Genomic DNA, 26,702 nt, shown 5'->3' with positions numbered 1-26,702 from the left:
CGGCCGGAAGACCCGGCCCGCGGTGCGGTATGCAGGAGCCATGACCGATCCAGCCACGACCGATCCGCAGAACATCGACCCGCAGGACATGAACATCACCGGGCTCCTCCTCGCCGCCGGCGGCGGCCGCCGTCTCGGCGGCCGCCCGAAGGCCCTCCTCGACCACCAGGGCCGCCCCCTCGTGGAGCACGCGGTCCGCGTCCTGCGCGAGGGCGGCTGCACCCGCGTGCACGTCGTGCTGGGCGCCGACGCCGATGTCGTACGCGAGAAGGCCTCGCTCCCCGGCTGCGTCCTGGTCGACAACCCGGACTGGGAGGAAGGGATGGGTTCCTCGCTGCGGGCGGGCCTGCGCTCACTGCGCGGCGCCGGCGCGAGCGCCGCCCTCGTCTCGCTCGTCGACCAGCCGGGCATCGGCCCCGCGGCGATCGCCCGCGTGCACGCCGCCTACCGCTCGCCGGCGACCCTCGCGGCCGCCGCCTACGACGGGGAGCGCGGCCACCCGGTGCTCTTCGGCGCCGACCACTGGGCGGGCATCGAGTCAAGTGCGGTGGGTGACCGCGGGGCGCGCGCCTATCTGAAGGAACACGCCGGGGAAATCGTGCTCGTCGAGTGCGGGGACGTGGCCCGTGCGTACGACATCGACACCCCCTCCGACCTGATCCACCTGGAGTGACCGGCATGGCACTCAGCGACACGTTCTGTTGATGAGGAGAATCTCGACATCAACAAACGATTGAACTTCCACCATGAGGAAACTAGTATCCACTGTTCAGAAGCACCCGTTCCCTCACGTGGGGCCCGCGGCCGTATCTCGGCTCCTGTGGCACTGAGTGTCACTGAGAATGCCCGGCGGCAGCCACGGCACCTGCGCGTGAAGCTCGCTGAAGGAAGTGACAGCTCATGTCCGCACCAGCGCAGTCCCCGCTGGCCATCGTCGACGCGGAGCCTCTGCCGCGGCAGGAGGAGGTCCTCACCGACGCGGCCCTCGCCTTTGTGGCCGAGCTGCACAGGCTCTTCACGCCCCGCCGTGACGAGCTCCTCACCCGCCGCTCCGAGCGCCGCGCCGAGATCGCCCGCACCTCCACGCTCGATTTCCTGCCGGAGACCGCGCCGATCCGCGCGGACGACTCCTGGAAGGTGGCCCCCGCTCCGGCCGCCCTCAACGACCGCCGTGTCGAGATCACCGGCCCGACCGACCGCAAGATGACCATCAACGCCCTGAACTCGGGCGCCAAGGTCTGGCTCGCCGACTTCGAGGACGCATCGGCTCCCACCTGGGAGAACGTGGTCCTCGGTCAGGTCAACCTCTCCGACGCCTACGCCCGCCGCATCGACTTCACCGACGAGCGCAGCGGCAAGTCGTACGCCCTGAAGGACGCGTCCGAGCTCGCCACCGTCGTCATGCGCCCCCGCGGCTGGCACCTGGACGAACGCCACCTGCAGTTCGAGGGAACCCCGGTCCCCGGCGCCCTCGTCGACTTCGGCCTCTACTTCTTCCACAACGCCAAGAAGCTGATCGAGCTCGGCAAGGGCCCGTACTTCTACCTCCCGAAGACGGAGTCGTACCTGGAGGCCCGCCTCTGGAACGACATCTTCGTCTTCGCCCAGGACTACGTCGGCATCCCGCAGGGCACCGTCCGCGCCACGGTCCTCATCGAGACGATCACGGCCGCGTACCAGATGGAGGAGATCCTCTACGAGCTGCGCGACCACGCGTCGGGCCTCAACGCGGGCCGCTGGGACTACCTCTTCTCCATCGTCAAGAACTTCCGTGACGGCGGCTCGAAGTTCGTCCTGCCGGACCGCAACCTGGTCACGATGACCGCCCCGTTCATGCGGGCGTACACCGAACTCCTCGTCCGCACCTGCCACAAGCGCGGCGCGCACGCGATCGGCGGCATGGCCGCGTTCATCCCGTCCCGCAAGGACGCGGAGGTCAACAAGGTCGCCTTCGAGAAGGTCAAGAACGACAAGGACCGCGAGGCGGGCGACGGCTTCGACGGCTCCTGGGTCGCGCACCCGGACCTGGTCCCGATCGCGATGGCCTCGTTCGACGCGGTGCTCGGCGAGAAGCCCAACCAGAAGGACCGCCTGCGCGAGGACGTCAGCGTCGCCCCCGGCGACCTGATCGCCATCGACTCCCTCGACGCGAAGCCCACGTACGACGGCCTGGTCAACGCCGTCCAGGTCGGCATCCGTTACATCGAGGCCTGGCTCCGCGGCCTCGGCGCCGTCGCCATCTTCAACCTGATGGAGGACGCGGCCACCGCCGAGATCTCCCGCTCGCAGATCTGGCAGTGGATCAACGCGGGCGTCGTCTTCGAGACGGGCCAGACCGCCACGGCCGAGCTTGCCCGCGAGGTCGCCGCCGCCGAACTGGACGCGATCCGCGCCGAGATCGGCGAAGAGGCCTTCGCGGCCGGCAAGTGGCAGCAGGCCCACGACCTCCTCCTCCAGGTCTCCCTGGACGCGGACTACGCGGACTTCCTCACGCTGCCCGCGTACGAGCAGCTGAACTGACGCTCCCGCGTACGTTCACGACAGAGCCCCCGGCACCGCACAGCGCCGGGGGCTTCGTCGTGCCCCGGCCTTGGGACTGGTGGGCTCGCATGTTGAGGTGTCGCGGATGAATTGTCGGCGTACTGGCTCACGTGCATCACCGTGTACAAGCTCAAGTGCAGAGATCCACTTCCACCAACTGGCGTACAGGCAGCGGGTGGAGGGGCCGCCCGGCTATCGAGCGGCCCCGGATGAGTGACGCCCGAGTTCTGTACGTGAGCTTGTACTTGCCAGACGCCCACGCCGCCGCCATTGCCTGCGGAGGCGCCGTCTCGACCCAGAACATCGGCGCACAGGGCTGTATCTCCGCCGAACGGTGGAAGGACGGCCACGTCTTCATGCGGAACATCACCGCCCACACCGTCATCACCAACTCGGCAACGGCCGCACGATCGTCCAGCGCAGGTCCACGATCGGCCCGTTCGAGATCGGCAACACCGACCGCGTCTGCGGCCCCGTCAACGCCACCGCCGAAATCCGGGTGCATGTGAGGCCGGCCGGCGGGGCGTGGAGCAACTGGAGCGGAGCCGTGACGAAGCAGTGCCAGACGTGACGATGCGGGTGACGGGTTGCGCGTAGAGTCCGCGAGCTCATGCACCCGTCGGCGAAGCGGCGCGTCCGAGAGGCAGCGCAGCAGTGGCACCGTGCGGATCACACGGCCGACCTCGCGGAACGCGGTGCAGGTGGAGTTCTTGTACGAGCCAGCCCCTTCGGTACTCGCGACCGCTGTTCCGTTGGTCCCCAAGGCCGTGCCCCGACAGGAGCGCGGGCTGTCGTGCCCCGACAGGGGCGCGGGGAACTGCGCGACCAGCCACATACGGCCGCAGCTAGCCGACGTGCCGCGACCAGTCCTGCTCCGCCGCCGGCTTCCCATGCAGATCGGGGACCCGCTTCAGCCAGCCCGGGCGGCCCTTCTCGGTGGCAGCGGCGCGCCTCGCATCGGCGGCCGCCAGTTCCTGGCGGCTGGGGAAATCCCTCGGCAGCCACACTGCGGAGCACCTCGCGCGGGCCAGCAGAAACCCGACGTATGCCTCACGCACCTCGTCCGGCGACGCAAAGCCCGGCTCATCGGCGAGCCACCCCTCGGGGACCAGCGAGACAACCTCCCGAAGCATGGCCTCCGTAACCCGCGGAGCGAGTTCCGCATCGGCGGCAGCCGTGTCGGGGCCATAACCCCCCAGCGCGTGATGCCGGAAGTCATACACCTTGTCCGGCGCCGACGCGCCCCAGCGGTGATGGAACACCAGCGCCGCGCCATGGTCGATCAGCCAGAGCCGCGGCTCATGGATACCGAACGTAGGCCAGACCATCAGATTCGAGCTGTGCACCGTGCGGTCGACATTCGCCGTGAGCGCGTCGAGCCACACCACCTTGCCCGCCTCCAGCGGGTCCACGTCCAAGGCGTCCGGCGTGAAGTCCTCGGCGCCCGGCAGCAGATCCATGCCCAGGTTGAGCCCGGCGCTGGCGTCCAGCAGGTCCCGCACCTCCTGATGCGGCTCGTCCGCGGCGACCGCCGGGTCGAAGTGGACCAGGACGAGCTCGGGGAAGCGCAGGCCGAGCCGGCGGGCCAGCTCGCCGACGATGATCTCGGCGACCAGCGCCTTGCGGCCCTGCGCGGAACCGGTGAACTTTACGACGTACGTCCCGAGGTCGTCGGTCTCGACGACGCCGGGCACGGAGCCCCCGGTCCGCAACGGGTTCACATACCGGACGGCAGTCACTTCACGCAGCACACCGGCAACTGTATGCCGAGGGCTCCCCCGACCACGATCCGGTTTCGCCGGATCAGCACGCGTGCAGGGCCTTCGCGAGGACTCCCTCGCCGGACACCTCGATCCGGCCCGCATGCACCCCTTCGGCGACCGTCAGCGCCCCCCGGCCCACCGCCACGCAGGTCTCCGCGTCCAGCGTCAGGCGCACGTCGGGGGCCTCGGGCGCGGGACCGTCGCCGTAGGAATCCCCCTCGCCTCCGACACGTACGTGGAACTCGCCCTCGGGAAGCCGGACCTGCACCACGCCCTCCGCCCCGAACCCCGCCAGGACCCGCAGCAGCGGCAGCGCGAACCAGTGCGCACGGACCGCGTCCGTCGGCCTGCGTTCCTGGAGCGCGGGCGCGCCCCAGGCGGCGAGCGCCTGCAGGACGGGGAGCAACTCCCGCCCCCGGTCGGTCAGTTCGTACACGTACGCCGCAGCCGGCGGGGGAAGGCGGCGGCGGGTCGTCAGGCCCTCGCGCTCCATGTCCTTGAGCCGGGACGCGAGGACGTCCGTGCTGACGCCCGGCAGATCGGCGTGCAGATCGGTGTAGCGGCGCGGGCCGTCCAGGAGTTCGCGGACGATCAGCAGGGTCCAGCGGTCACCCACGACGTCGAGGGCACGGGCGGCGGCGCAGTACTGGTCATAGCTTCGGCGGGACCTGGGTGCGGGTGGCATGCGACGCAGTCTATGCAAGTTGTTGGACTTTCCAAGCTCCAGCTTGGTAAAACCAAGTAACTCACGTCACGGGAGGCACAGCGCATGGAGTTCCGGCAGTCCAGCAAGCTCAGCGAGGTCTGTTACGAGATCCGGGGCCCGGTCATCGAGCACGCCAACGCCCTGGAGGAGGCGGGCCACAGCGTCCTGCGCCTGAACACCGGCAACCCGGCGCTCTTCGGCTTCGAGGCGCCCGAGGAGATCGTCCAGGACATGATCCGGATGCTCCCCCAGGCGCACGGCTACACGGACTCGCGCGGCATCCTCTCGGCCCGGCGCGCCGTCACCCAGCGCTACCAGGCCCTTGGCCTGGACGAGGTCTCCGTAGACGACGTCTTTCTCGGCAACGGCGTCTCCGAACTGGTCACCATGGCCGTCCAGGCCCTGCTCGAGGACGGCGACGAAGTCCTCATCCCCGCACCGGACTTCCCCCTCTGGACCGCCGTGACGACCCTCTCCGGAGGCAAGGCCGTCCACTACACGTGCGACGAGTCCGCGGACTGGTATCCGGACCTGGACGACATGGCGTCGAAGATCACCGACCGGACCAAGGCCGTCGTGATCATCAACCCGAACAACCCCACGGGCGCCGTGTATCCGAAGGAGGTCCTCGAAGGCATCCTCGACCTCGCCCGCCGGCACGGCCTGATGGTCTTCGCCGACGAGATCTACGACCAGATCCTGTACGACGACGCCGTGCACCACAGCGTCGCCGCCCTCGCCCCTGATCTGGTCGTCCTGACCTTCTGCGGTCTGTCGAAGACGTATCGCGTTGCGGGTTTCCGGTCCGGCTGGCTCGTCGTCACCGGCCCGCAGCAGCATGCGAAGAGCTACCTGGAGGGGCTGACCATGCTCGCCTCCATGCGGCTGTGCCCCAACGCCCCCGCCCAGTACGCCATCCAGGCCGCGCTCGGCGGCCGCCAGTCCATCCGCGAGCTCACCGCGCCGGGCGGCAGGCTGCACGAGCAGCGCGACATGGCGTGGCAGAAGCTGAACGAGATCCCCGGTGTCTCGTGCGTCAAGCCCAAGGGCGCGCTGTACGCCTTCGCGCGCCTCGACCCCAAGGTCCACGCCATTCACGACGACGAGAAGTTCGTCCTCGACCTGCTGCTCCAGGAGAAGATCCAGGTCGTCCAGGGCACCGGCTTCAACTGGCCGCGCCCCGACCACTTCCGCATCCTGACCCTCCCTTACGCTGACGATCTCGACGCGGCGATCAGCCGCATCGGCCGCTTCCTCAGCGGATACCGCCAGTCATGACAGCAGTCGGGGGTCGCGTGTCGCTCTGTCCCACCTGCCAGGTCCCCTCCCACACCCAGTTCGCGTCGCCCGATCTGGTCGAGCCCATCGTGTACGGCGGATTCGACCGCGCGGCCGACCCCGCCTGGCCCGAGTCGGGCGCCGCGACGCTCGACGACTACGCGCGCTGGTGCGGTCATCTGTGCGGTCTGACCTGCCTGCGGATGGCACTCGGCCCGTCCGCCCCGACGCTCTTCGAGCTGCGGGACGGCGCGCTGAAGTACGGCGCGTACACGGAGGATCCCGACGGCACGATCCGCGGTCTGATCTACGCGCCCTTCGCGGAGTACGTCCGTGAGGTGCACGGCGTCAACGCCACGGTCCACCGGCACCTCACGGTGGAGGAGATCACCGGGCTGCTCGACCAGGGACGTCAGGTCATGGTCTCGGTGCACTACGAGATCCGCCGTCCGCACCGGCAGTCCCCCGGGCGCGGCGGCCACCTGGTGCTGGTCACCGGACGTTCCGCGGACGGCGGCCTGCATCTGCACAACCCCTCGGGGATCGACGCGGGCACACGGGCGGCGGACCTCACCCTGGTCGAGTTCGAGCCATTCTTCGCCGGGCGCGGGGTGTCCCTTCACTGACAGAAGGTCACCCTTGCTGCCAGGATGGCGCGATGATGCGTGGAGGCAAGGTCGCCATCGTGGGTGGGAGCATCGCCGGATGCGCCGCCGCACTCGCCGCGCACCGCGGTGGCGCCGATGAGATCACGGTGTACGAGCGTGCCGCGGGGCACCTGGCGGACCGCGGCGTCGGGCTCGCGGTGCACAACTCCCGTTACGCGGAGCTGGATTCGGCCGGATATCTGGACGCGGACATGCCGTGGGTGCAGCTGGAGCGGCGGCGCTGGTATGTGCGGGACGGATCCGCGGCCGGGCCGCTCGGCCACGAGATCGGGGTGATGCCGTTCACGTTCCGTACGTACAACTGGGGCCCGCTGTGGCAGGAGTTGCGCCGCAGGGTTCCCGAGTCCGTCGAGTTCCGGTCCGGGGTCCCGGTGGAGGAGGTGCGGCCGGGGAGCGAGGGCGCCGAGATCGGCACCGCCGAGGGCACCGAGCGCTTCGACCTCGTGATCGGCGCGGACGGCTACCGCTCGGTGGTCCGTACGGCGGCGTTCGCCGACGTGCGTCCCGCGTACGCCGGCTATCTCGCCTGGCGCGGTGCCTTCCCCGCCGAGCGCCTCGTGGACCCGGAGCTGTGGGCGGCGCAGGACTGCGCGTACGTCGTCTTCCCCGGCGGCCATCTCATCGTCTACCGCATCCCCGACGGCACGGGCGGCCACCGCGTCAACTGGGTGCTCTACACGGCGCCTCCCGCGGACCTGGATCTCGGGCTCGGCCGCGATCTGCGGCTCACCGCCCCCACGAGCCTGCCGCCGGGCGGCCTCACGGAGGCCCTCACCTCCCATCTCACGTTCGTGTGCGACGAGTTGCTGCCGCCCTACTGGGGCGACCTCGTCCGTACGACCACGCCCGACGAGCTCTTCCTCCAGCCCATGTACGACTTCACGGCGCCCCGCTACACCACGGGCCGGGTGCTCCTGATGGGCGACGCGGCGACGGTCGCCCGGCCGCACACCGGGGCGGGCGCGGTGAAGGCGCTGCAGGACGCGACGGTCCTGGAGTCCGCCTTCGCCACGGCGACGACCTGGCCGGACGCCCTGGACACGTACGACACCGACCGCACCGTCGCCGGTGCCGTAATGGTCGACCTGGGGCGCCGCCTCGGGCGCGCCCTTGTGGAGGAGACGCCGCCGTGGCGGTCCATGGACCAGACGGCTCTTGAGACGTGGTGGAAGCAGGCGGACGGCGGCGGGGCGTTCGGGGGGCGCGAGCTGAAGCGGTGACGGCCGGTCCCCGGCCGCCGACTGCTGACACCCGAACCGACCGCTGATACCCAGCCGCCGGTTTGGGTATGCACGCCGAGATCAATAAGATCCGGCGATGATCACAAGACAACGGCTGGCGGCCGGGGCCTTCGCCCTGCTCGCCGCCTTGACCGCCGGACTCGGCACGGCGGGCCCCGCCGCGGCCGAAGCCGACGAACCGGCCCAGCCCTCCCCCAAGGTCGAGCTGGTGCTCGACGTCAGCGGTTCCATGCGGGCCCGCGACATCGACGGCAAGTCCCGGATGGCGGCGGCGAAGCAGGCCTTCAACGAGGTGCTCGACGCCACGCCGGACGAGGTCCAGCTCGGCATACGCACGCTCGGCGCCAACTACCGCGGCGACAATCGCAAGACGGGCTGCAAGGACACCGAGCTGCTCTACCCCGTCGCCGAGCTCGACCGCGCGGGCCGCACCGACGCCAAGACCGCCGTGGCGACACTCGCGCCCACCGGCTGGACGCCGATCGGCCCGACCCTCCTGAAGGCCGCCGACGACCTCAAGGACGACAACACCGAGCGCAGCCGCCGCATCGTCCTCATCTCCGACGGCGAGGACACCTGCCAGCCGCTCGACCCCTGCGAGGTGGCCCGCAAGATCGCCGCGGAGGGCATCCACCTCACCGTCGACACGCTCGGCCTGGTGCCGGACGCCAAGACCCGCGACCAGCTGAGCTGCATCGCAGAGGCGACCGGCGGAACGTACACATCCGTACGCCATACCGATGAACTCTCCGGCCGCGTCAAGCAGTTGGTGGACCGCGCGGCGGACCCCGTCGCCACGCCGGTGGCCGCGAAGGGCGCGGCGCAGTGCTCCGACGCCCCGCAGCTGAAGGCCGGGCTCTACACCGACCGCGAGAAGTTCGGCGAGCACCGCTGGTACCGCGTGGACGTCGAGCCCGGGAAGGAACTGCGCGCCTCCGTCAGCGTCGCGGCGGACCGGGCGGTCCATCAGGACTACGGCGTACTGCTCCGGGCCTCCACCGAGAGCGGACGCGAGATCGTACGGGGCGCGGAGGCGGGTGACGGACGCACGGACGTGATCTCGACCGGCCTGCGCTACCCGAAGCCGGAGCAGGACTCCGACGACTCCGACGGCTCTGCCAGTGAGCCCATCGCCGAGACCGTGTGCCTGCGGGTCAGCAACTCCTTCTCGGCACCCGCGTCCGTCAAGACGACGCCCGGCCTGCCGGTCGAGCTGAACATCGACGTGGTGGACGCGCCCGACGAGGCGTCGGACGTGGCGTCCTTCGGCCTGGGCAACGGCTGGTGGCTGCTCGGCACGCTGATCCTCACCGGCTTCGTCGCCGGTCTGGTCTGGGGCTGGGTCTCGCGCTGGCGCTTCGCGGTCTGGAGGACCAACTGATGCGTACGACACGTGTGTTGAGCCGGGTGGCCGCGCTGGGCGCGGCCGCACTGCTGGCCCTGGCCGGGACGGCGGGCGTCGCGGTGGCCTCGGTGGCTGCCTCCGGTGACGACGAGAAGCCCGCCACACCGACGGAGGCCGGTACGTCCTTCCGTACGGCGACCGCGATCCAGCAGGACCAGGAGGCCACCGCGGAGGCGTCCACCGGCGACTACCTGTACTGGGCGTTCCCCGCGGACATCGGCCAACGGCCCACCGTGCACGCCGCGGTGGAGCTGCCCGATGCCGCGTCGGGGCGCTCCGGGTCCACCTGGCAGGTCGACGTGTACGACGGGCTGCGGCGCCACCAGGCGTGCCGGTACGGCGCGCAGACGAAGACGGCGGCGCAGGACGCGAAGACGGTCGAACTGTCCTGCACCCTGCGCACCGTCAAGGGCTGGGCCGAACCGTGGGCCAACGACCCGCTGCAGGGCACGTACTACGTACGCCTGACGGTCACCGACCTGGACGCGGACGCCCTGGGGCTGCCGATGAAGGCCTCGACGAAGGTCACGTCGAACGACGGGGGCGGCGCGCAGGCGGTGGACGGCGCCCTTGCGAAGCCGCTGGTGCCGGGGATCGGCACGAAGACGGCCGCGGTGTCCAGTGAGCCGGAGGACGGCTGGTCGTCCGCCTGGTGGTCGTCGCGCTGGCTGTGGACCGCGGGCGGCGGCGTGCTCGCCGCGCTCGCCGGTGTCGGCGGCTACTGCCTGACGCGCGGCTCGGGCCGCCCGTCACGCGTGCCCGCAGGGATCTGACCTCGGCGGTGGCCGCACCCGAGCACTCGGGTGCGGCCACCGGCCGCGGTCGTCGCGCTTACGGGGCGTTCCAATAGGCCCGCCCCGGCTGGGCCTTGTCGGGAGCGAACAGCTGGGAGACCGTCACCGGAGTCAGCCCTCGTTTCCGCAGTCCGTCGATGATGGCGGGCACGGCGGGCACGGTCCCCGGATAGATGTCATGGAGCAGGATGATTCCGTCGCGGGCCGCGCCGGCCAGGACCCTCCGCTGAATGAGCTTGGGGTCGTGGTCACGGTAGTCCTTGGCCGTCACGGTCCACAGAACCTGTGCGAGCCCCAGCTCGCGGCTGACCTTGGCCACCCGCTGGTCGGTACGCCCCTGCGGCGGGCGCATCAGCGTCGGAGTGCGGCCGGTGAGGTCTTTGATCTGCCCTTGCACGAGGGAGAGCTGACGGCGGATCTCCTTGTCCGAGACCTCGGTCAGGCGTGGATGACTCCAACTGTGATTGGCGAGCTCATGCCCCTCTGATGCTTCTCGGCGCACGAGTTGGGGGTAACGGGCCACACCCTTCTTGCCGAGGAGGAAGAAGGTGGCATTCACCCGCTTGGCCTTCAGGATGTCCAGCAGACGGGCTGTGTAGGGGCCGGGCCCGGCATCGAAGGTCAATGCCACGCAGCTGGCCCTGCGGCAGTCCACCGGACGGGGCGGTGGTGCTGCGACCGGAGAAGGGGCGGCTGCCTTGCCTGCGCTCGTATCGGGTTGCTCTGCCCCGCCACAGGCGGACAGAAGAGTGATCGCGATGATGGCGATGGCCGTGCTCTTCAAACGGTGGGACATGGTCACAGAAGACCTCTACCAGGCCGTCAGAACGCCACCCGCCTTCGACACAGCATTAAGATCAGGAGCCATGATCATCGAACCGCGCGTTCCCAGCACTCTTCTGGTCCAGGAAGTTCCGCGCCATGGGTGATCTGCTGCTCGTCCGGCACGGCGAGACCCAGTGGGCCCTGACCGGGCAGCACACCAGCTGGACGGACATCCCGCTCACGGAGAACGGCCGGGAGCAGGCGCGGGGGCTCGCGCCGCTGATCGGGACGTACCGGATCGGGGCGGCGTTCACGAGCCCCCGGGAGCGGGCCCGGGACACGGCGGCGCTCGCGGGGTTCGGCGACGCGCGGGTCGATGCCGACCTGAGTGAGTGGGACTACGGGGCGTACGAGGGCGTGACGACGGTGGAGATCCACCGTGACCGCCCCGACTGGTACCTGTTCACGGACGGGGTCGCCCCCGGGCCCCCGGAGCATCCCGGGGAGAGCCCGGAGCAGGTCGGGGAACGGGCGGACCGGATGCTCGCCAAGGTGGACGCGGCGCTGGCCGAGAACGAGGGCAGCGTGGTGCTGTTCGCGCACTCGCACTTTCTGCGGGTGCTTGCCGCACGGCGGCTCGGGCTTCCCGTCTCCGGCGGGGCACTGTTCCAACTCGCGACGGGGACGGTGAGCCGCCTCAGCACGGAGCATGGGCGTCCGGTGGTGGCGGGTTGGAACCTGCGGCCGAGTTCATAGCCCCTCGGGCGTCTGAGGGCGGACTCGGACTTGGTCGACACGCAACGTCAAGATCATCGAGACTGATCCTCATGCGATACGGCGTAAATCTCCTCAACTTCGGCTCCGGCACCACCCCGAAGACCCTCACCCGCCAGGCCACCGACGCCCGCGACCTCGGCTACACCTTCGCGATGATCTCCGATCACATAGCCGTCACCCCGGACGTGCACGGCGTCTACCCCGCCCCGTTCTACGACCAGTTCCTCCTCGCCGCCCACCTCGCGGGCCGCGTACCGGGCCTGCGGCTCGGCACCACCATCACCGTGATCCCCTACCGGCACCCGCTCCAGACCGCCCGCCTCGCCGCCAACATCGACCAGCTCAACGGCGACGCCGGCTTCATCCTCGGCGCCGGCGTCGGCTGGTCCGCCGCCGAGTACGAGACGCTCGGCATCCCCTTCCGCGAGCGCGGCGCCATCACCGACGAGTACCTCGCCGCGATCCGCGCCGCGTGGACCGAGGAGACGACGTCCTTCCAGGGGCGGTACGTCTCCTACGAAGACGTCCACACCGCCCCCGCCCCGGCGGCGGCGCAGCTGCCCGTCTGGGTCGGCGGCAACTCCCCCGCGGCCCAGCGCCGCGCCGCCCGACTCGGCGAGGGCTGGCACCCGTTCATGCCGACGCTCGAAGCGCTGCGTGCCGCGCTGCCGCTGATCGCACGCGAGGCCGAGGCCGCCGGCCGGCCCGCCCCCGCCCTGGTCCCGCGGCTCCAGCTCCGGCTCGCCCCGCAGCCGGACACGGCCGGGCGTCCCCTCGGGCACGGCAGTGTCGACCAGCTCCGCGGCGACCTGGAGGCCCTCGCCGAACTGGGCGCCACGGACGTCCTCCTTGACGCCTACCCCGGTACTCCGGGCGAGCGAGGCACCGCCGAGGACGACCGTCGCGTACTCGAACTGGTCGCGGAGAAGGTCGTCGACCTCGCCACGGGGGACGTTCGCTGACGCCGTTGTCAGTGGCGCGAGGCACCATCGGGACCAGGAGCAGAAGAACCTGGGAAGAGGTGGACTCATGGCGAAGCCGCCGACGGCCGCTCAGCGCCGCATCATCGAGGCCGCGGACCCCGCGACCGGACGGCTGACCGGGAGCGAGGCGCAGCTGGCCGCACTCGTGCGCCACCGCCTCGCCTTCCGGCACCCCCGGCCGCCGCACGCCTTCTTCCTGACGCCCGCGGGGCATCGGATACGGGAGGAGACGCCGGGCCGGTCCGCTCCCTCCCCGGAGACGCCCACGGCCGCCGCCCCCTCCGGCCTCTTCGCCGCCCGCACCGGCACCGAGCCCGCGCCCCCGCCCGGCGCGACCGGCCCCGCCCGCGCCCGCGACGTACGCAGCGCGTGGGAAGGCCTCCTCGAAATGCGCCGCATGACCAACCCGGACGGCGCGCGGGACCGCCCCTGCGCCTGGGAGCGGACGCACCTCGTCCAGGCCGCGGCCCTGGCCCTGGAGGCGGCGGGCTGCCCGCCGGGACCCGATGGCTACGGGGTGGGCGAGACTCCGCAGCCGGAGGCCGTCGCGGTGCGCGATGTGTCGGCCGATGGGCTGCGGGCGTGCGCGGCCGCGCTGTCGGCGGCGGGCTGGCAGGTCAGCGAGCACACCGAGCGTCCGCGAGCCGGCCGCTATCTGCTGGCCTCACCGCGCAGGTGACCCGCGCGAGTACTTTGGGACGCCGGCCGACGACCCGAGCCTGCTCGGCCGCTGACCCCAAGTCCGCCGCAAGCCCGCCCCAGGAGGTTCCCCGTGCCGGACAGCGCCCCCCGCCCCGACTCCTCGGCCGACATCCTCGCCCGCATAGACACCAGCACCCCCCACTCCGCGCGCTTCTGGAACTACTTCGTGGGCGGCAAGGACAACTACGAGAAGGACCGTGAACTCGGCGATCACATCAAGGAGATCTTCCCCGGCCTGGTCGACGTGGCGCGGCTGAGCCGGCACTTCCTCGGGCGTGCGGTCCGGCATCTGGCGGGCGAGCAGGGCATCCGGCAGTTTCTCGACATCGGTACGGGGCTGCCCACCGCCGACAACACCCACGAGGTGGCCCAGCGCACCGCCCCGGAGTGCCGGATCGTGTACGTCGACAACGACCCGCTCGTCCTCGCGCACGCCCGCGCGCTCCTGACCAGCACGCCCGAGGGTGAGACGGCGTACATCGACGCCGATCTCCACGACCCCGAGGCGATCCTGCGGACCGCCGCGACGACCCTGGACCTCTCCAAGCCCGTCGCGCTGATGATCCTCAACACCCTTGGCCACGTGGCCGATTACGGACAAGCCCGGGATCTGGTCGGGCGGCTCATGGCCGGTCTGCCCGCCGGCAGTTACCTGATCGTCAGCGACAGCACCGCCACCAGCGAGGGCATGATCGCGGCGTCGGACGCGTACAACAAGAGCGGCGCGATTCCCTATTACGTACGGGGCGTCGAGGAGATCGGCGGGTTCTTCGACGGGCTCGAGCTGGTGGAGCCCGGGGTCGTGCCGGTCACCCGATGGCGCCCGGAGTCGGCCGACGATCCGATGCCCGTCGACGCGTACGGCGCGGTGGCCCGCAAGCCGTAGCCACAGCCGATCGCAGCGGCCGGGGTCAGGCGTCGACCAGGCCCCGCCGCTCGTCGTACGCCGCCCGCGACTCGGCGATCGTCACCCGGTGGCGCTCCGCCCAGCCGGTCAGCTTGAGCAGGGTGCCGTGCAACTCCTCGGCCACCGACGTCAGTTCGTACTCCACCTTCGGCGGGACCGTCGGGTGCACCGTCCGCACGAGCAGGCCGTCGCGCTCCAGATTCCGCAGGGTCAGGGTCAGCATGCGGCGGCTGATTCCGTCGATGCTGCGCTCCAGTTCGGTGAAGCGGATCGGCCCGTGCGCCGCCGCGACCAGGATCGGGACGCTCCATTTCCCGACCACCCTGTCAAGAACTTCCCGCACCGGGCACGCCTGCGCGTTCACCACCTGCGAGGTAACACCGGTGTTCCCTTGGGACATTGAAGTGCCTCCTTCTCGACGCCTCCATGGTCACCCACGATGAGTCCCGTTACAAGTCGTGCACCTATGCAGTTCATGGAGGTTTTCGTCGTGTCCGAGGGTCAGTTCAAGGGGCAGTCCAAGGGGCAGTCCGCTCCATCACGGTCACGCTGGGCTTCGCTCGCCGTACTGTCCTCGGGCCTGCTGATGACGATCATCGACGGCAATATCGTGACCGTGGCGATGCCCTCCATCCAGAGCGATCTCGGCTTCTCCGCGCCGGGTCTCGCCTGGGTGGTCAACTCCTATCTCATCGCCTTCGGCGGTCTGTTGCTGCTTGCCGGGCGGCTCGGTGATCTCGTCGGGCGCAAGCGGATGTTCGTGTGGGGCCTCGCCCTGTTCACCGCCGCCTCCGTGCTCTGCGGGGTCGCCACCGACCAGGGCGTGCTGATCGCGGCGCGCGCCGTGCAGGGTGTCGGCGGGGCGATGACCTCCGCCGTCGTGCTCGGCATGCTGGTGGCGCTCTTCCCCGAGCCGCGCGAACAGGCCAAGGCCATCGCGGTGTTCAGCGCGGTCGGCGCGGCGGGCGGTGCGCTCGGCACGTTCCTCGGCGGTGCGCTGACCGAGACCCTGAACTGGCACTGGATCTTCCTGATCAATCTGCCGATCGGTGTCGTCGCGCTCGTCGCTGCGGTGCGCATCCTGTCGAACGACCGCGGCACCGGGATCGGCGGCGGCGCCGACTATCCGGGCGCGGCGCTCATCACGGGTGCGCTGATGCTCACCGTCTACACGATCGTCGGCTCCGCCGAGCACGGAACGTCCGCCACCCTCGGCCTCGCCGCGCTCTCCCTCGCCCTGTACGCCGCCTTCGCCGCCCGCCAGGCCCGCGCCGCCCGCCCCCTGCTGCGGCTGCGCGTCTTCCGCTCCCGGTCGCTGACTGGCGCCAACGCGGTGCAGATCGCGATGATCGCCGGGATGTACGGCTTCCAGTACATCGGCGCCCTCTACTTCCAACGCGTCCTCGGTTACGGCGAGTTGAAGACGGGCTTCGCCTTCCTCCCCGCCCCCGTCGTCATCGGCGTACTGATGCTGAGCGTCTCCGCGAGGCTGATCGGCCGGTTCGGTCCCTACCGCCCGCTGCTCGCCGGGCTCACCCTCATCACGGCCGGGCTCGCCCTGCTCGGCCGGCTGCCCGCCGATGGTTCGTACGTCACCGATGTGCTTCCTCCGATGATTCTGCTCGGCGCGGGATTCGCCGCCGCGATGCCCGCCGTGACCGGGCTCGCGATGTCCGGGGTGCGCGAGGAGGACGCGGGGCTCGCCTCGGGTCTCTTCAACACCACGCAGGTGGTGGGCGGTTCGCTGGGTCTCGCCGTGCTGACGACACTGGCCGCGAGCCGCACGGAGGGACTGCTCGCCGACGGCGGGCGCACCCTGGCGGCCACGGCCGACGGCTACCGGCTCGCCTTCTGGGTCGCCACCGGGATCGCGGCGCTCGGCCTAGCCGTCGCGGCGACGGTCCTGCGGCCGGGGCGGCGCCCCGCCGTCACCGTCGAGCCGACACCCGGCCACCGCGAGGCGGCTGCCGTACGAAGCGCCCGTTAGCCCAGTCCGCGTACCTCACTTGCCTCACGGCCGGGCGGACCACTACCGTCCGGCCAGCCGTGAATCTACGCGCGTTGCACATCGAGTGAGAGGCCCCTGACCATGCGTAAGTCCGCTTTGATTGCAATGACCGCCCTCGGCGCGGGAGTTGCCGTTCTCCTCACCGCCGGCCTGTCCCCGGCCCAGCCGAAGGCGGCCGCCGACTGGCAGCGGGTCGGGTACGACCTGCAGTCCGGCATCAGCGGTCTCGCCGTCGCCTCCCGCTCGGGTGACACGTTCCGCGCCCTCGTCGTACGCGACAACAAGAGGCCGGGCCAGAATCGCATCGCCGAGGTCACCTACAGGCCGGGACAGACCCCCGATGCCGCGCCGCTCACCTGGCAGGGCGGCGCCGAGCCGGTCGACCTGGAGGCGCTCGACCGGGTGCCGGGGGCCCCGGACGAGTACGTGGCGGTCGCGAGCCGCGGCCTCGTCTACCACCTGAAGCTGACCGACTCCGGCGAGGCGGTGGAGGTCCTCGACATCTCGCCGCTCCCCGCGATCGGCAACGGCGACGACTTCGAGAGCTTCACGCTGACCTCGCAGAAGGGAAAGCTGGCCGCGGTCTGGGCCGACCGGGGCGCGGGCGACCGTCCGGCCACGTTGTACGCGGCGCCGTTCTCGATCAACACCTACGGCGAGTCCAAGTTCGGCGCGGTGTCGAAGACGGAGTTCCGCGCGCCCTACCCGGGCGGCGACGTCCGGCACGCCTCGGACATCGACGTGACCAAGTCGGGGCGCATCCTCATCAGTTCGGCTTCGGACGCCGGTGACGACGGCCCGTTCGACTCGGCCGTGAGCAAGGCGGGCAGGCTCGCCGTCACCGACGCAGGGAAGTGGCGCCTGACGCTCGCCAAGTCGCCCGATGTCCTGCGGAAGTTCAAGGGCCACAAGATCGAGGCCCTGCACTGCGTCCCCGGCTCGGACCTCGCCGCCCTCGGCACGGACGACGAGAACGCGGGCGGTTCGGTCACCACCGCCCGCTTCTGCGCCTGACCCCGGAGCGGAGCCGTCGAGGCCCGCCGCCTCCCCCCTTGAGCTCCTGAACTCGCCCCGTACGCCGGTACATTCGGGCGACCCCCGCACACTGCAGGGCCATGGACACCGCCATGGCCAGGCAGATACCCGGCAGGCCGAGGCCCGACAGGGCGTAGGCCAGAGCCAGTTGGAGCACGACGCCGCACGCGGTGATGCGGGCGAGGGCCGGGCTCGAACCGCTGCCCTCGAAGACGCCGCCCAGTGCGATGAAGCAGGCGAGCAGCACCAAGTACGGCCCCAGGCACCGCAGATAGAGCGCCCCCGCGTCGGCCACCTCTCCCCCGGCGCCGAAGCCCCGCATGATCCAGGGGCCCGCGGCCAGCAGCACCAGCGCGGCGACCAGCCCCAGCGCCCCCGCGACGAGCAGCGCCTGGCGCCCTACGGCACGGCGCGCGTCGCTCCCCGCGCCGAGCAGATGGGCGGTGTGGATCGCGGCGGCCTGGCGCACGGAGTAGAAGGCCATGGTCGCCAGGTACATCGCCTTGGTCGCGATGCCGTACGCGGCGACCTCCTCGACGCCCAGTCTGGCGACGACCGCGACGAGCGCCAGCGCCCCCGTCATCCGTACGACGAAGTCCGCCGACATCGGGAGGCCGGTCGCGGCCGTTCCTCGCGCGTCGGCGATGAGGCGCTTTGCGGGATTGGCGGTGATGGACCTGCGGGCCGGTGGGGGCTGGTCGCGCAGTTCCCCGCGCCCCTTAAGGGGCGCGACACCACGCCGGGCTTCGTCAAGTCCCCGCAGCGCCAACACCCCGCACACCAGTGCCACCGTCCGCCCGGCCACCGTGGCGATCGCCGCGCCGCGTACGCCGAGTCCGCAGCCCAGGATGAGCAGCGGATCCAGTACGAGGATCAGCCCGTTGGCCAGCAGGGCGAGCCGCATCGGCGTACGGGTGTCGCCCGCGCCCTTGAGGATGCCGTCGACGACGTTGGTGGCGAAGTAGACCGCCATGCCGGGCAGTGCGACGGCGAAGTACTCCGTGGCGAGCGGCAGGGCGTCGCCGGCGCCTCCGCCGAGAACCAGGCGGGCCAGCGGCTCGCGGCACACGTAGCCGCCGACAGCGACCACGGGAGTGATCAGCGCCCACAGCGCCCAGCCGCCGCGCACCGCGGACCGGACCGCCGCCGGGTCCCCCGCTCCCCTGGCCCGGGCCACCAGCACGGTGGTTCCCGAGCCGGCCATGAGGATGACGCCGAGCAGCATGTTCTCGACGTTCGTGGCGACGGCCACCGCGGCGACCGCGTCGCCGCCGAGCCTGGCCACCCAGACCATGTTGATGATCCCGGCCGTGACCCCCGCGAGGAGCTCGAAGTAGACCGGGTACGCGAGCGACACCAGCCGGCGCCGGTGCTCGGTCGGACCCATGACACACGACCCCATGACACATCCCCCTCTTTCCGCGGTACCTCGATTCGAGGTACCGCGGAAAGAGATAGCATCACGGCAGGAGAAGGACAAGCGCGCGGCAACAGAAAGGGGCTCGCCTCACATGCTGGAGCTGTCGATCCTGGGGTTCCTCAGCGAGGAGCCCCTGCACGGCTATGAACTCAAGACCCGCATCCAGGGCCTGAGCGGCCATATCCGCCCGGTCAGCGACGGCGCGCTCTATCCGGCGATCACCCGGCTCGCGAAGGCGGGCCTCGTCGAACAGCACACCGAGCCCGGCAAGAGCGCCGCACCCCGCCGGATCCTCTCCCTCACCGAGGCCGGCCGCACCGAACTGCTCGCCCGCCTAAGAGATCCCAAGGACGCCGAAATCACCGACGGGCAGCGGTTCTTCACGCTGCTCGCGTTCCTCCGCCACCTTCCCGACTCGGCCGAGCAAGCCGCGGTGCTCCGCCGCCGCCAGGCCTTCCTGGACGCTCCGGCGAGCTTCTTCTACCGCGACGGGAAACCGGTGAAGGCGGAGGAGACCCCCGACCTCTTCCGCCAGGGCATGCTCAGGATCGCCCGCGCGACGGGCACGGAGGAGAAGAAGTGGCTGGCCGAGGCCATCAGCGCCTTGGAAGGGTGAGCTCACAAGTCATCGGCATCCGGCGGGAGATACCGCGTCCTGAGGAAATCTTCGAGGCAGAGGGCGGCGAACGACGTCGAGACGTACTTCCAGCGTTCCTCGTGATCCGGCCCGAAGTCGCTGATCCCGCGGAAGATCAGCCAGGGGAGCCCCTCCGCCGCCTGGGAGAATCCGTACGACTCCATGTCGGCGGCGCAGATGGAGTTGTCGACCTCCCGCAGGCCGGGCAGCAACTCCCCGTCCCTCAGGACCTCTTCGCCCGATGCGATGGTGACGTTGGTGGTGTGCACCTCGGGAATGCGAGCGACCGAGAAGGTCTCGGGGACTTCAGCGGGAGACAGGCCGCGGACGAACTCCCGTACCCTGCTCGCGTAGTCGGTCTTCGCGGGGTCGTAGTAGTAGAGCCCATGCCCGTAATCACTCCGCCCCTGCCCGTGTTTCGGCCGTGGCTGGAACATCTTTCCCGGGAGACGCCGGCCAGGTGGGAAGTAGTAGACGCGATCGCAGGCCACCACGTCCCCGATCCGAACCTCTTCCGGCACACCGCAGGCGGTGCCGAGCAGGCAGATCAACTCCGGCTCGTAGAGCTTGAGAAGAGCGTCGACGGACTTCACCATCTGAACGTTCCCGCTCCTGCCGGCCGAGGTGATGACGACGGAGAGCGGCTCCTCCGGGCGGTATCCGTTCGGCACACGGGTGGGGAAGAAGCGCTGGTCGCCCACGACGGCATCCCTGTCGAAGTCGTCCTGGGTCATGCCGAAGGCGCCGAGTGCCGCGTCGAGTTCCTCGATGATGACGACCACCACGGCGACGTCCACGGGCTCGGGCTCGGGCGGCGGAGGTGGCATGGCGGGTCCCGTCCAGGGGGCAGTCGGATGGGGAGGAAGGAAGGACTCGACGACCATCCTGTCGAGCTCCTGGCGCACCTCCACGGGGAGGTCCAGAGCCTTGCGCGCATAGTCGGCGATCAGCATGTTGCGTTTGATGTGGCCGAGTTCATCCGCATTGTGCCGGCCGAGGGCCCATTCACGCCGTCGGTTGTGCAGCAGGTACACCAGCGTCAGGCAGGCCTCTTCCACCGACTGCGCCCGTACTCCGCCGCCGGCGTTCATGCCCCGCCCCTGGTGGCCCGTATCCGGTAAAGAGGGTGGACGGGCAGGCCGTCGAGGTCCGTCTCGTCGGAGAAGTCGAGGATGGGGATGTAGGCCACCGGCTGGATCTCCCGGTTCAGGAGGAGCGAAAGCATCGCGCGGGCGGTGTGGCCGGATGCCCGGAACTCGTCGAGCATCACCACCTTGCTTCTGCTGCCCCGCAGATGGTGGAGCTGGCGCTCCCAGATGTCACTGCTCGTCCGCCCCCGCCGGACACCGGCAACGCTCCGGCCGTCGGCGGACGTGTGGTGCCCCAGGACCTCGCTGGGGATCCTTATCGTCACCGGTCGGCCCCGCAAAAGGGTGCTGATCCTGACGAGGAGCCTCTTGATGCGCTCCTCGTCGGGAAAGACGAAGACCGTGCTGGCGGGCACAAGGCCCCGGGTCAGCAGCAGAGAGATCACCTTCGACGCGACCCAGTTCCCATAGTTGTCGAACACGTCCCCCATGTCAGGGGCGTAGCGGAAGAAGCTCCCCTCGGGAGCGACTCTTTCCGCTCCCCATTGCGACGTGAGGAGGATTTCCCAGGCGTCGAAGGTGCGCAGGGTGTGGTGTTCCCTCAACGGGTCGGTGTGCGGCAGGCCGATGGTGCACTGTTCGCAGTCCTGTTGGCGGGATGCCTTGCGACGCACCGTCCGTTCGACGTCGAGCGGAGGCACCGTGTCCGCGATTTCCGCCTCGTCGTCGGTGGCGAGGACCGTCCAGGCCCGCGGGGCAAGGCGGATCCCGGCCCGGCGCATGTTCCTGATGATCCTCTCGAACTTCTGCCGCTTGCTGACCACGGCGAAGAAGAGCACGACCGTGCCGTGGATGTCCGCGGCGTCCAATGGGTTCCCGTCCGGGTCGAAGACGCCGCCTTCGGAGTCGAACGTCCCGAAGCGCAGACGCAGGTCCCCGGCAATTCCGGCGATGGCGTCGTCCAGGCCCTTCTTGCGGTCCTTGCTCAGCAGCATGAGGTCGCTCGGCACGGCGGGATCGGCCAGAACCGTGGTGTGCAGCCATCGTTCGGCGAGCTCGGCGATCTCCGGCGCGGCATGGCCGGTGTCGAAAAAGTAGCGTTTGCAGAGCGGGCCGTTGCGTTCGCGGGAGGCATAGTGGCCGAGCCTGCGGACGATCTGGCCGGACATCCGCTCGCGGGGGTCCCGCTGCGGCGGATCCTGCTTCAGCGGGTAGACCGACTCGAAATCCGGTCGCAGGGATCCGCTGTCGCCGTGCAGCCACCTGATGGCCCCGTCGTTGGAGATGACCACCAGCTTGGCCGCGGGGTCACGGCCGTCCGCCAGTGAGCGCAGGGTCGGCCAGAATTCGGACCGGGTGTGGGGAAACGCCGGCAGGAGGATCGCGAGCGACCGGTCCGCGGCCTGCGCGGCCCACAGCTGAACGGTGTCGGCGACGCCGATGAGCAGCGACTCGCACAGCTGGCTGTAGGGGGTGGCCGCCAGGTCGATGACGAGGAAATGGAGCCCGCGGCCCTTCGGCAGCGTCTTGCCCAGATAGTCCGCGATCTTGAAGGACTCGTAGGTGAGTTCCTCGGAGGTGATGTAGACGGTGTCTCCGGCGGGCCCGATCGAGACGCTCCGCCCTACGAGGGTCTCGCCCAGCCATCGGTAGAAGTGGCCCCGCTCATCGGCGACCGGCTCGGGGGCGTCGCGGGCCACCGTGATCTGCCGGGCGGTGACCAGGTGCAGGGGCCTAGCCATCGCGCACCGGTAACCGCACGGCGAGCAGATTGCCGTGCTGGTCGGGGAGTTGGGGTCCGGCGGCCACCTCGACCCGGTATCGGGCCCGGTCCGCGGCCGGGGCCGCGGATATCGTGAGCCGGGTCTGCCTCGACGCGATGCAGAGGCTCCCGCCGAACACGTCGACCGCGCAGTTGTAGAGCGCGTACATGCCGTCGCTGCCTTCCGCGCCGCCGCCCGCCGACCGGTCGCGCGGCGTGCTGCGCATCAACCCGGCCAGGAGGACTTCCGGATCCTCCGAATCGGGCCATGCCTGCCAGCTGCCGCGGCCCGGCTCCTCGCCCGGGGACCAGCCCTGAGCGGCCACGGTGAACTCCTCCGTCCGGGGGAGCTCGGCCGCCAGATCACGTTTCCTCAGCTCACTGATGAGCGACTCGCTGTCGTCCCAGATGGCCAGCGTGAGGGTGCCCGCGCCGGGCCCTTGGCCGGGCAGCTCGAGTTGCGCTCCGGTGATCGCGACCTTTCCGTACCAGCGTTGCAGCAGGGGGCCGCTGACGAGCTCTTGGACCAGTACGCGGATGACCTCGGGCGCGGGCCCCGCGAGCATGCTCCTCAGCAGCCGCGTCAGGGCGAAGCCTCCCCAACAGGACACCTCGTCCTCGAGTATCCGGAGACGGGCCGACGCACCGTCGATCCGGTAGGGGCGCAGTCCGAATCGCCGCTGGGCCGTGAGGTAGGCGAGAACCGAGGCGCGTGGGCTCGCGGAGCCGGGGACGGCCGATGCGGGCGGTGCCTGTTCACGGAAGTACGCACGGTCCTCGTCCATGACCAGGTCCCTGAACGGGACCCGGGCCACCGAACCGGCCGCGAGCGGGAACTGCCACTGCCGCAGGACGTGCCGGGCGGCGGCGTCCACGGGCAGCCGGATCCTGGTGTCGAGGCCCGCGTCCCTGCGGGCGGCGAACAACGACAGGAGTTGCTGCAGCGCCACCACGTCGAAGGAGGTCGCCGAGGAGAGGTCGAGGAGCACAGGGCCCGAGGGCTGCGGATGGGCCGAGGTGTCCGCGAGCACCTTGTCCACCTGAGCCGTCGACACCCGCCCGGCGACGCGCAGCCGCCGCATCGACTCCACTGAAGGTCCGCCACGGAAACGCATTCGGCCTCCCGAAGAGGGTGACGTCGAATGTTCCCCCTAATGGGGCAAGAAGGAAACTGTAGCGGGAAGCGGGCCCAACTGACCCTGTTCCGGCGGCACTTGACGGTGCCATATCGCTGCGGAGTCCGGTGAGGTCGCGGGCGGGGAAGCTGCCCGCGACCTCACCGGAGGCGGCGATCCGCCGCCGGGAAGGGGGCCAGGCCGTCAGTTCGCGTACAACTGCGTTGCCGGGACGATCTGTTGCTCCTGGCCGGGGCTCGACCACAGCAGCTTCATGTGGGCCTCGCCCGTGTTCTCCGCGTAGTCGATCCTGATGGAGTGCCGGGTGCCCGCCGTCAGCTTCACCTGGGCCTTGTCGATCTTCGGCTCGTGCGGCGTCCAGGAGTCGATGACCAGCTTGCCGTCGATCCACACCCGCGCCACGTCGTCCGAGACGGTCGTCAGCGTGTACGTCTCCGAACGGCGCGGCTCCAGCTTGCCCGTCCAGCGGACGCCGAACTTGTCGGCGGGGATGCTCGCGGCCGGTGAACCCTCGTACTTCCAGGCGTGGTTGACCGTCGCGTCGGTGCGGGTGATCTTCGGCGTGCCGCTCAGCTCCGCGTTGTCGAAGATCTCCTGCTTGAGGCCCTTGCCCTTGCCGGGGCGGGCCGTCGGGCCGGGATCGACCTTCAGCTCGATGACGGTGGCGGTGTCGTTCGTCGCCGCCCCGGAAGGCTTGATGTCGTATCCGTCACCGGACTTGGCGACCTCCACCCGCTGGTCGCTGCCGAGCACCCGCGCCGATGTGACCTTGAAGTCCGTGCGCGCCTTCAGATGCAGGGCGGAACCGTCCGTCGGCCACTGGGTGACCGCCGCGTAGAGCTTGTCTCCCTTGCGGCTCACCGAACCCCAGGCCGGCTCTTCGACGAGTCCGCCGTAGCGGGCGCCGAAGACCGCCTCGCCCTGACCCGACGTACGCAGCCAGTCGCCCATCTGCTTCAGGCGGTCGACGGAGGGCTGCGGGACGCGGCCGCGGGCGTCGGGGCCGACGTTCAGGAGGTAGTTGCCGCTGCGGGACGTGGTGGAGAGGAGGTTGCGGACCAGGGTGCTGGAAGACTTCCAGTTCGTGTCGTAACGGGCGAAGCCCCAGTGGCCGTTGAGGGTCATGCAGGATTCCCAGAGCTGGCCGTCGACGGGGGCGCCGGGGATCTCCTGCTCGGGGGTGCCGTAGTCGCCGTCGACGACACGGCGCTTGCCCACGCGGTTGTTGATGACCAGGTCGGGGTCGAGGTCGCGGAGGTAGGCCTCCAGCTTCTCGCCGTCCCTGGCCGTCCAGGGGTTGTTGGGCTTGTCGGTGTCCCACTCGCCGTCGAACCACAGGAGCGCCGGGTCGTAGTTGTCGACCAGCTCCTTGAGCTGGGCGCGCATCCTCTTCTCGTACTTGGGGAACGTGGCCGGGTCGGGGAAGTCCTTGTCGTGCCAGTCCCAGATCGAGTAGTAGAAGCCGAGCTTGATGCCCGCGTCGTCGGAGGCCTTCTTCAGCTCGGCGAGGATGTCTCGATTCTTGTCGAAGGAGGAGTGGTCGCGCAGGTTGTAGTCGTTGACCTTCGTCGGCCACATCGCGTAGCCCTCGTGGTGCTTCGAGGTGATGACGATGTAGCGCATCCCGGCGTCCTTGGCCGCCTTGACCACGGCCTTGGCGTCGAAGTCGGCGGGGTTGAAGGTCGCGGCCTGCTTCTCGTACTCGGCCTGCGGGATGTCGCACTGGCGTTGGATCCACTCGGCGTCGCGGCAGACGGAGCCGTCGGCCTTCTTGTACTCGCCCTCCAGGTTCGAGTACGCGCCGAAGTGGATGAACATGCCGAAGCGGTCCTGGCGGAACCAGCTGGTGCGGTCGGCGGTGAAGGGGTCGTCCGTGGCGTGGTCGGTCCCGGGGCCCGCGACCGGCTCCGGCTCGCGGTCCGGAACCGCGGTCGCCTGCGGGACGACAGTGAAGGCCAATGCGGCGGCGAGGAGCAGGGCTGGTCCGGCGGCTCTCTTGCGCATGGGGCGGCTCCTGAGGTTGAGGGGTCGCTCGGGAACGTAGGGAGGAATACATCGGATGTCAATGCGCCCAACTAACCCTTCTACACCGAATGTTGGCCGCTTCACGTCACATCGCTCCGATGACTGACCCGCAACCGACACCCCGCGGGCCCGCCCACTCCACGACCCGCCACCCCGCGCCAATGAAAGGTTCAACCGAAATGCGATCAATCAACGAATGGCGTCCGCCGCATAATTGACAATTAACCAGAAGAGTGATTCGTCCGGTGGTGTAGCATCGGATGTGGCAGATATTCGTCGACGATGGAAATCAGCCAACGGGGGCAAGGAGCAGGAGACTTGATGCCCCCATGTTCTGATCTTTCACAGTCGTGAATGCGGAACCCAGGGGGGTCTTCAATGTCATCGATAAGGGTCCTGCTCGTCGACAGCGAACAACTGGTGCTCGAAGGTTTCCGAAAGCTCCTCGACGGCTTTACGGAATTCTGCGTGGTGTCGATAACCCACGACGCGGCATCGGCGCTGGCGCAGTTACACAGGCACCGCCCGCAGATCGTCGTGATGGGGCTCGGCGTGGCCGGCACGGGCGGTGTGGACGCGATCCGGGCGATCCGCCGTGCGTCCGGCCACGTACGGATCGTCATCCTCTCCTCCAACCAACAGCCGGTCTACATGCGAGAAGCCTTCGTGGCCGGCGCCAACGCCTATCTATCCCGCAGCATCGACGCCGTCGAACTGCGCGAGACGCTGCTCGCCGTGCACCGCGACGGCGCCGCGTTCACGGCGGCCACCGCGGGCCCGATCCTGCAGTTGATGGCGGGCCGCGGCTGCGGCGACGACTCACCCCTCGCGATGCTCACGGAACGCGAGCGGCAGATTCTGTCCATGGTGGCCGACGATCACGAGACGGATTGCATCGCCAAGCATCTCGGGCTACGCCCGAAGACTGTCCGAAACTATCTCAGCCGTATCTACGCCAAACTGGGCACGCCCAATCGCGTACAGACCGTGCTGTACGCAAAACGCTCCTTGGGCCGGGCAGGAGACCTGGCGACCGACCCGTGATGTGGGTGGAATTCCTC

The 26,702-nt window shown here is 69.9% G+C and carries 24 protein-coding genes; 15 read left to right on the top strand and 9 right to left on the bottom strand.

The window, feature by feature from the left end:
* Positions 1–40: 40 nt before the first annotated feature.
* Complete coding sequence (locus OG453_RS30980; protein ID WP_266871870.1) at positions 41–673, top strand: NTP transferase domain-containing protein; 633 nt, start codon at positions 41–43, stop codon at positions 671–673.
* A gap of 227 nt (positions 674–900) precedes the next feature.
* Positions 901–2,520, top strand: coding sequence for a malate synthase A (gene aceB, locus OG453_RS30975; protein ID WP_266871869.1), 1,620 nt, complete (start codon positions 901–903; stop codon positions 2,518–2,520).
* A gap of 866 nt (positions 2,521–3,386) precedes the next feature.
* Here aceB and OG453_RS30970 read toward each other — a convergent pair.
* Together OG453_RS30970 and OG453_RS30965 are read right to left on the bottom strand one after the other, a co-directional pair.
* Positions 3,387–4,292, bottom strand: a complete 906-nt coding sequence (locus OG453_RS30970; protein ID WP_266871868.1) for a HipA family kinase — start codon at positions 4,290–4,292, stop codon at positions 3,387–3,389.
* Positions 4,293–4,344: 52 nt separating this feature from the next.
* Positions 4,345–4,989, bottom strand: coding sequence for a helix-turn-helix domain-containing protein (locus OG453_RS30965; RefSeq protein WP_266871867.1), 645 nt, complete (start codon positions 4,987–4,989; stop codon positions 4,345–4,347).
* Between the two features lie 84 nt (positions 4,990–5,073).
* Between OG453_RS30965 and OG453_RS30960 the strand changes: the two genes are divergently transcribed.
* The 5 genes from OG453_RS30960 to OG453_RS30940 all read left to right on the top strand — a co-directional run bounded on the left by OG453_RS30960 (position 5,074) and on the right by OG453_RS30940 (position 10,375).
* Positions 5,074–6,288 carry a pyridoxal phosphate-dependent aminotransferase gene (locus OG453_RS30960; RefSeq protein ID WP_266871866.1) on the top strand — a complete coding sequence of 405 codons (1,215 nt, stop codon included), beginning with the start codon at positions 5,074–5,076 and terminating at the stop codon, positions 6,286–6,288.
* Positions 6,285–6,914, top strand: a complete 630-nt coding sequence (locus OG453_RS30955; protein WP_266871865.1) for a peptidase — start codon at positions 6,285–6,287, stop codon at positions 6,912–6,914. The genes OG453_RS30960 and OG453_RS30955 overlap by 4 nt, the downstream gene beginning before the upstream one ends.
* A gap of 32 nt (positions 6,915–6,946) precedes the next feature.
* Positions 6,947–8,176 (top strand): FAD-dependent monooxygenase, encoded by a 1,230-nt coding sequence (locus OG453_RS30950; protein ID WP_323178684.1) that lies wholly within the window; start codon positions 6,947–6,949, stop codon positions 8,174–8,176.
* 97 nt (positions 8,177–8,273) lie between these two features.
* Positions 8,274–9,578, top strand: coding sequence for a VWA domain-containing protein (locus OG453_RS30945; RefSeq protein ID WP_266871864.1), 1,305 nt, complete (start codon positions 8,274–8,276; stop codon positions 9,576–9,578).
* The gene (locus OG453_RS30940) at positions 9,578–10,375 is read left to right on the top strand and encodes a hypothetical protein (RefSeq protein WP_266871863.1); all 798 of its coding nucleotides are present in this window, start codon (positions 9,578–9,580) and stop codon (positions 10,373–10,375) included. The genes OG453_RS30945 and OG453_RS30940 overlap by 1 nt, the downstream gene beginning before the upstream one ends.
* 58 nt (positions 10,376–10,433) lie before the next feature.
* Here the strand turns inward: OG453_RS30940 and OG453_RS30935 are convergent, their stop codons facing one another.
* Positions 10,434–11,192, bottom strand: coding sequence for a polysaccharide deacetylase family protein (locus OG453_RS30935; RefSeq protein ID WP_266871862.1), 759 nt, complete (start codon positions 11,190–11,192; stop codon positions 10,434–10,436).
* A gap of 125 nt (positions 11,193–11,317) precedes the next feature.
* Here OG453_RS30935 and OG453_RS30930 point away from each other — a divergent pair, with 125 nt between their 5' ends.
* The 4 genes from OG453_RS30930 (at position 11,318) to OG453_RS30915 (ending at position 14,509) form a co-directional block, all read left to right on the top strand.
* A complete protein-coding gene (locus OG453_RS30930; protein ID WP_266871861.1) occupies positions 11,318–11,917 on the top strand; it encodes a histidine phosphatase family protein in 600 nt (199 codons plus the stop codon).
* A gap of 71 nt (positions 11,918–11,988) precedes the next feature.
* Positions 11,989–12,900, top strand: a complete 912-nt coding sequence (locus OG453_RS30925) for a TIGR03619 family F420-dependent LLM class oxidoreductase (protein WP_266871860.1) — start codon at positions 11,989–11,991, stop codon at positions 12,898–12,900.
* A 67-nt stretch (positions 12,901–12,967) separates the two neighbouring features.
* Positions 12,968–13,600: a hypothetical protein gene (locus OG453_RS30920; protein ID WP_266871859.1), complete on the top strand. Its 633-nt coding sequence runs from the start codon at positions 12,968–12,970 to the stop codon at positions 13,598–13,600.
* Between the two features lie 93 nt (positions 13,601–13,693).
* Complete coding sequence (locus tag OG453_RS30915; protein ID WP_266871858.1) at positions 13,694–14,509, top strand: SAM-dependent methyltransferase; 816 nt, start codon at positions 13,694–13,696, stop codon at positions 14,507–14,509.
* A gap of 25 nt (positions 14,510–14,534) precedes the next feature.
* On the opposite strand, the gene OG453_RS30910 is transcribed toward OG453_RS30915, so the two are convergent.
* Positions 14,535–14,930, bottom strand: coding sequence for a helix-turn-helix domain-containing protein (locus tag OG453_RS30910; protein WP_266871857.1), 396 nt, complete (start codon positions 14,928–14,930; stop codon positions 14,535–14,537).
* A gap of 90 nt (positions 14,931–15,020) precedes the next feature.
* Here OG453_RS30910 and OG453_RS30905 point away from each other — a divergent pair, with 90 nt between their 5' ends.
* Both OG453_RS30905 and OG453_RS30900 read left to right on the top strand, forming a co-directional pair.
* The gene (locus OG453_RS30905; RefSeq protein ID WP_266871856.1) at positions 15,021–16,517 is read left to right on the top strand and encodes an MFS transporter; all 1,497 of its coding nucleotides are present in this window, start codon (positions 15,021–15,023) and stop codon (positions 16,515–16,517) included.
* Positions 16,518–16,643: 126 nt separating this feature from the next.
* Complete coding sequence (locus OG453_RS30900; protein WP_266871855.1) at positions 16,644–17,552, top strand: hypothetical protein; 909 nt, start codon at positions 16,644–16,646, stop codon at positions 17,550–17,552.
* Here OG453_RS30900 and OG453_RS30895 read toward each other — a convergent pair.
* The gene (locus OG453_RS30895; protein ID WP_266871854.1) at positions 17,527–18,960 is read right to left on the bottom strand and encodes an MATE family efflux transporter; all 1,434 of its coding nucleotides are present in this window, start codon (positions 18,958–18,960) and stop codon (positions 17,527–17,529) included. The genes OG453_RS30900 and OG453_RS30895 overlap by 26 nt on opposite strands.
* A gap of 124 nt (positions 18,961–19,084) precedes the next feature.
* Between OG453_RS30895 and OG453_RS30890 the strand changes: the two genes are divergently transcribed.
* Positions 19,085–19,609 carry a PadR family transcriptional regulator gene (locus tag OG453_RS30890; RefSeq protein ID WP_266871853.1) on the top strand — a complete coding sequence of 175 codons (525 nt, stop codon included), beginning with the start codon at positions 19,085–19,087 and terminating at the stop codon, positions 19,607–19,609.
* A 2-nt stretch (positions 19,610–19,611) separates the two neighbouring features.
* On the opposite strand, the gene OG453_RS30885 is transcribed toward OG453_RS30890, so the two are convergent.
* The 4 genes from OG453_RS30885 to OG453_RS30870 form a co-directional block, all read right to left on the bottom strand.
* On the bottom strand, positions 19,612–20,721 hold the full coding sequence (locus OG453_RS30885) for a hypothetical protein (protein ID WP_266871852.1): 1,110 nt from the start codon (positions 20,719–20,721) through the stop codon (positions 19,612–19,614).
* Entirely contained in the window at positions 20,718–22,460 is a 1,743-nt protein-coding gene (locus tag OG453_RS30880) for a hypothetical protein (RefSeq protein WP_266871851.1), read from the bottom strand. The genes OG453_RS30885 and OG453_RS30880 overlap by 4 nt, the downstream gene beginning before the upstream one ends.
* Positions 22,453–23,595, bottom strand: coding sequence for a hypothetical protein (locus tag OG453_RS30875; protein WP_266871850.1), 1,143 nt, complete (start codon positions 23,593–23,595; stop codon positions 22,453–22,455). Before OG453_RS30875 ends, OG453_RS30880 begins: the two co-directional genes overlap by 8 nt.
* Positions 23,596–23,799: 204 nt before the next feature.
* Positions 23,800–25,620: an alpha-L-fucosidase gene (locus OG453_RS30870; protein ID WP_266871849.1), complete on the bottom strand. Its 1,821-nt coding sequence runs from the start codon at positions 25,618–25,620 to the stop codon at positions 23,800–23,802.
* Positions 25,621–26,019: 399 nt separating this feature from the next.
* Between OG453_RS30870 and OG453_RS30865 the strand changes: the two genes are divergently transcribed.
* Positions 26,020–26,685 (top strand): response regulator transcription factor, encoded by a 666-nt coding sequence (locus OG453_RS30865; RefSeq protein ID WP_266871848.1) that lies wholly within the window; start codon positions 26,020–26,022, stop codon positions 26,683–26,685.
* Positions 26,686–26,702: the final 17 nt, after the last annotated feature.

Source organism: Streptomyces sp. NBC_01381 (assembly GCF_026340305.1).
Taxonomy (GTDB): domain Bacteria; phylum Actinomycetota; class Actinomycetes; order Streptomycetales; family Streptomycetaceae; genus Streptomyces.
Note: the sequence above shows the minus strand (reverse complement) of the source record. Positions and strands in the feature narration are given on the sequence as shown.

Bases quoted from the DNA above. Each gene is read 5' to 3' on its own strand.
- OG453_RS30980 (WP_266871870.1), top strand. From the start codon at position 41: ATGACCGATCCAGCCACGACCGATCCGCAGAACATCGACCCGCAGGAC.
- aceB (WP_266871869.1), top strand. From the start codon at position 901: ATGTCCGCACCAGCGCAGTCCCCGCTGGCCATCGTCGACGCGGAGCCT.
- OG453_RS30965 (WP_266871867.1), bottom strand. From the start codon at position 4,989: ATGCCACCCGCACCCAGGTCCCGCCGAAGCTATGACCAGTACTGCGCC.
- OG453_RS30960 (WP_266871866.1), top strand. From the start codon at position 5,074: ATGGAGTTCCGGCAGTCCAGCAAGCTCAGCGAGGTCTGTTACGAGATC.
- OG453_RS30955 (WP_266871865.1), top strand. From the start codon at position 6,285: ATGACAGCAGTCGGGGGTCGCGTGTCGCTCTGTCCCACCTGCCAGGTC.
- OG453_RS30950 (WP_323178684.1), top strand. From the start codon at position 6,947: ATGATGCGTGGAGGCAAGGTCGCCATCGTGGGTGGGAGCATCGCCGGA.
- OG453_RS30945 (WP_266871864.1), top strand. From the start codon at position 8,274: ATGATCACAAGACAACGGCTGGCGGCCGGGGCCTTCGCCCTGCTCGCC.
- OG453_RS30940 (WP_266871863.1), top strand. From the start codon at position 9,578: ATGCGTACGACACGTGTGTTGAGCCGGGTGGCCGCGCTGGGCGCGGCC.
- OG453_RS30935 (WP_266871862.1), bottom strand. From the start codon at position 11,192: ATGTCCCACCGTTTGAAGAGCACGGCCATCGCCATCATCGCGATCACT.
- OG453_RS30930 (WP_266871861.1), top strand. From the start codon at position 11,318: ATGGGTGATCTGCTGCTCGTCCGGCACGGCGAGACCCAGTGGGCCCTG.
- OG453_RS30925 (WP_266871860.1), top strand. From the start codon at position 11,989: ATGCGATACGGCGTAAATCTCCTCAACTTCGGCTCCGGCACCACCCCG.
- OG453_RS30920 (WP_266871859.1), top strand. From the start codon at position 12,968: ATGGCGAAGCCGCCGACGGCCGCTCAGCGCCGCATCATCGAGGCCGCG.
- OG453_RS30910 (WP_266871857.1), bottom strand. From the start codon at position 14,930: ATGTCCCAAGGGAACACCGGTGTTACCTCGCAGGTGGTGAACGCGCAG.
- OG453_RS30900 (WP_266871855.1), top strand. From the start codon at position 16,644: ATGACCGCCCTCGGCGCGGGAGTTGCCGTTCTCCTCACCGCCGGCCTG.
- OG453_RS30895 (WP_266871854.1), bottom strand. From the start codon at position 18,960: ATGGGTCCGACCGAGCACCGGCGCCGGCTGGTGTCGCTCGCGTACCCG.
- OG453_RS30890 (WP_266871853.1), top strand. From the start codon at position 19,085: ATGCTGGAGCTGTCGATCCTGGGGTTCCTCAGCGAGGAGCCCCTGCAC.
- OG453_RS30885 (WP_266871852.1), bottom strand. From the start codon at position 20,721: ATGAACGCCGGCGGCGGAGTACGGGCGCAGTCGGTGGAAGAGGCCTGC.
- OG453_RS30880 (WP_266871851.1), bottom strand. From the start codon at position 22,460: ATGGCTAGGCCCCTGCACCTGGTCACCGCCCGGCAGATCACGGTGGCC.
- OG453_RS30875 (WP_266871850.1), bottom strand. From the start codon at position 23,595: ATGCGTTTCCGTGGCGGACCTTCAGTGGAGTCGATGCGGCGGCTGCGC.
- OG453_RS30870 (WP_266871849.1), bottom strand. From the start codon at position 25,620: ATGCGCAAGAGAGCCGCCGGACCAGCCCTGCTCCTCGCCGCCGCATTG.
- OG453_RS30865 (WP_266871848.1), top strand. From the start codon at position 26,020: ATGTCATCGATAAGGGTCCTGCTCGTCGACAGCGAACAACTGGTGCTC.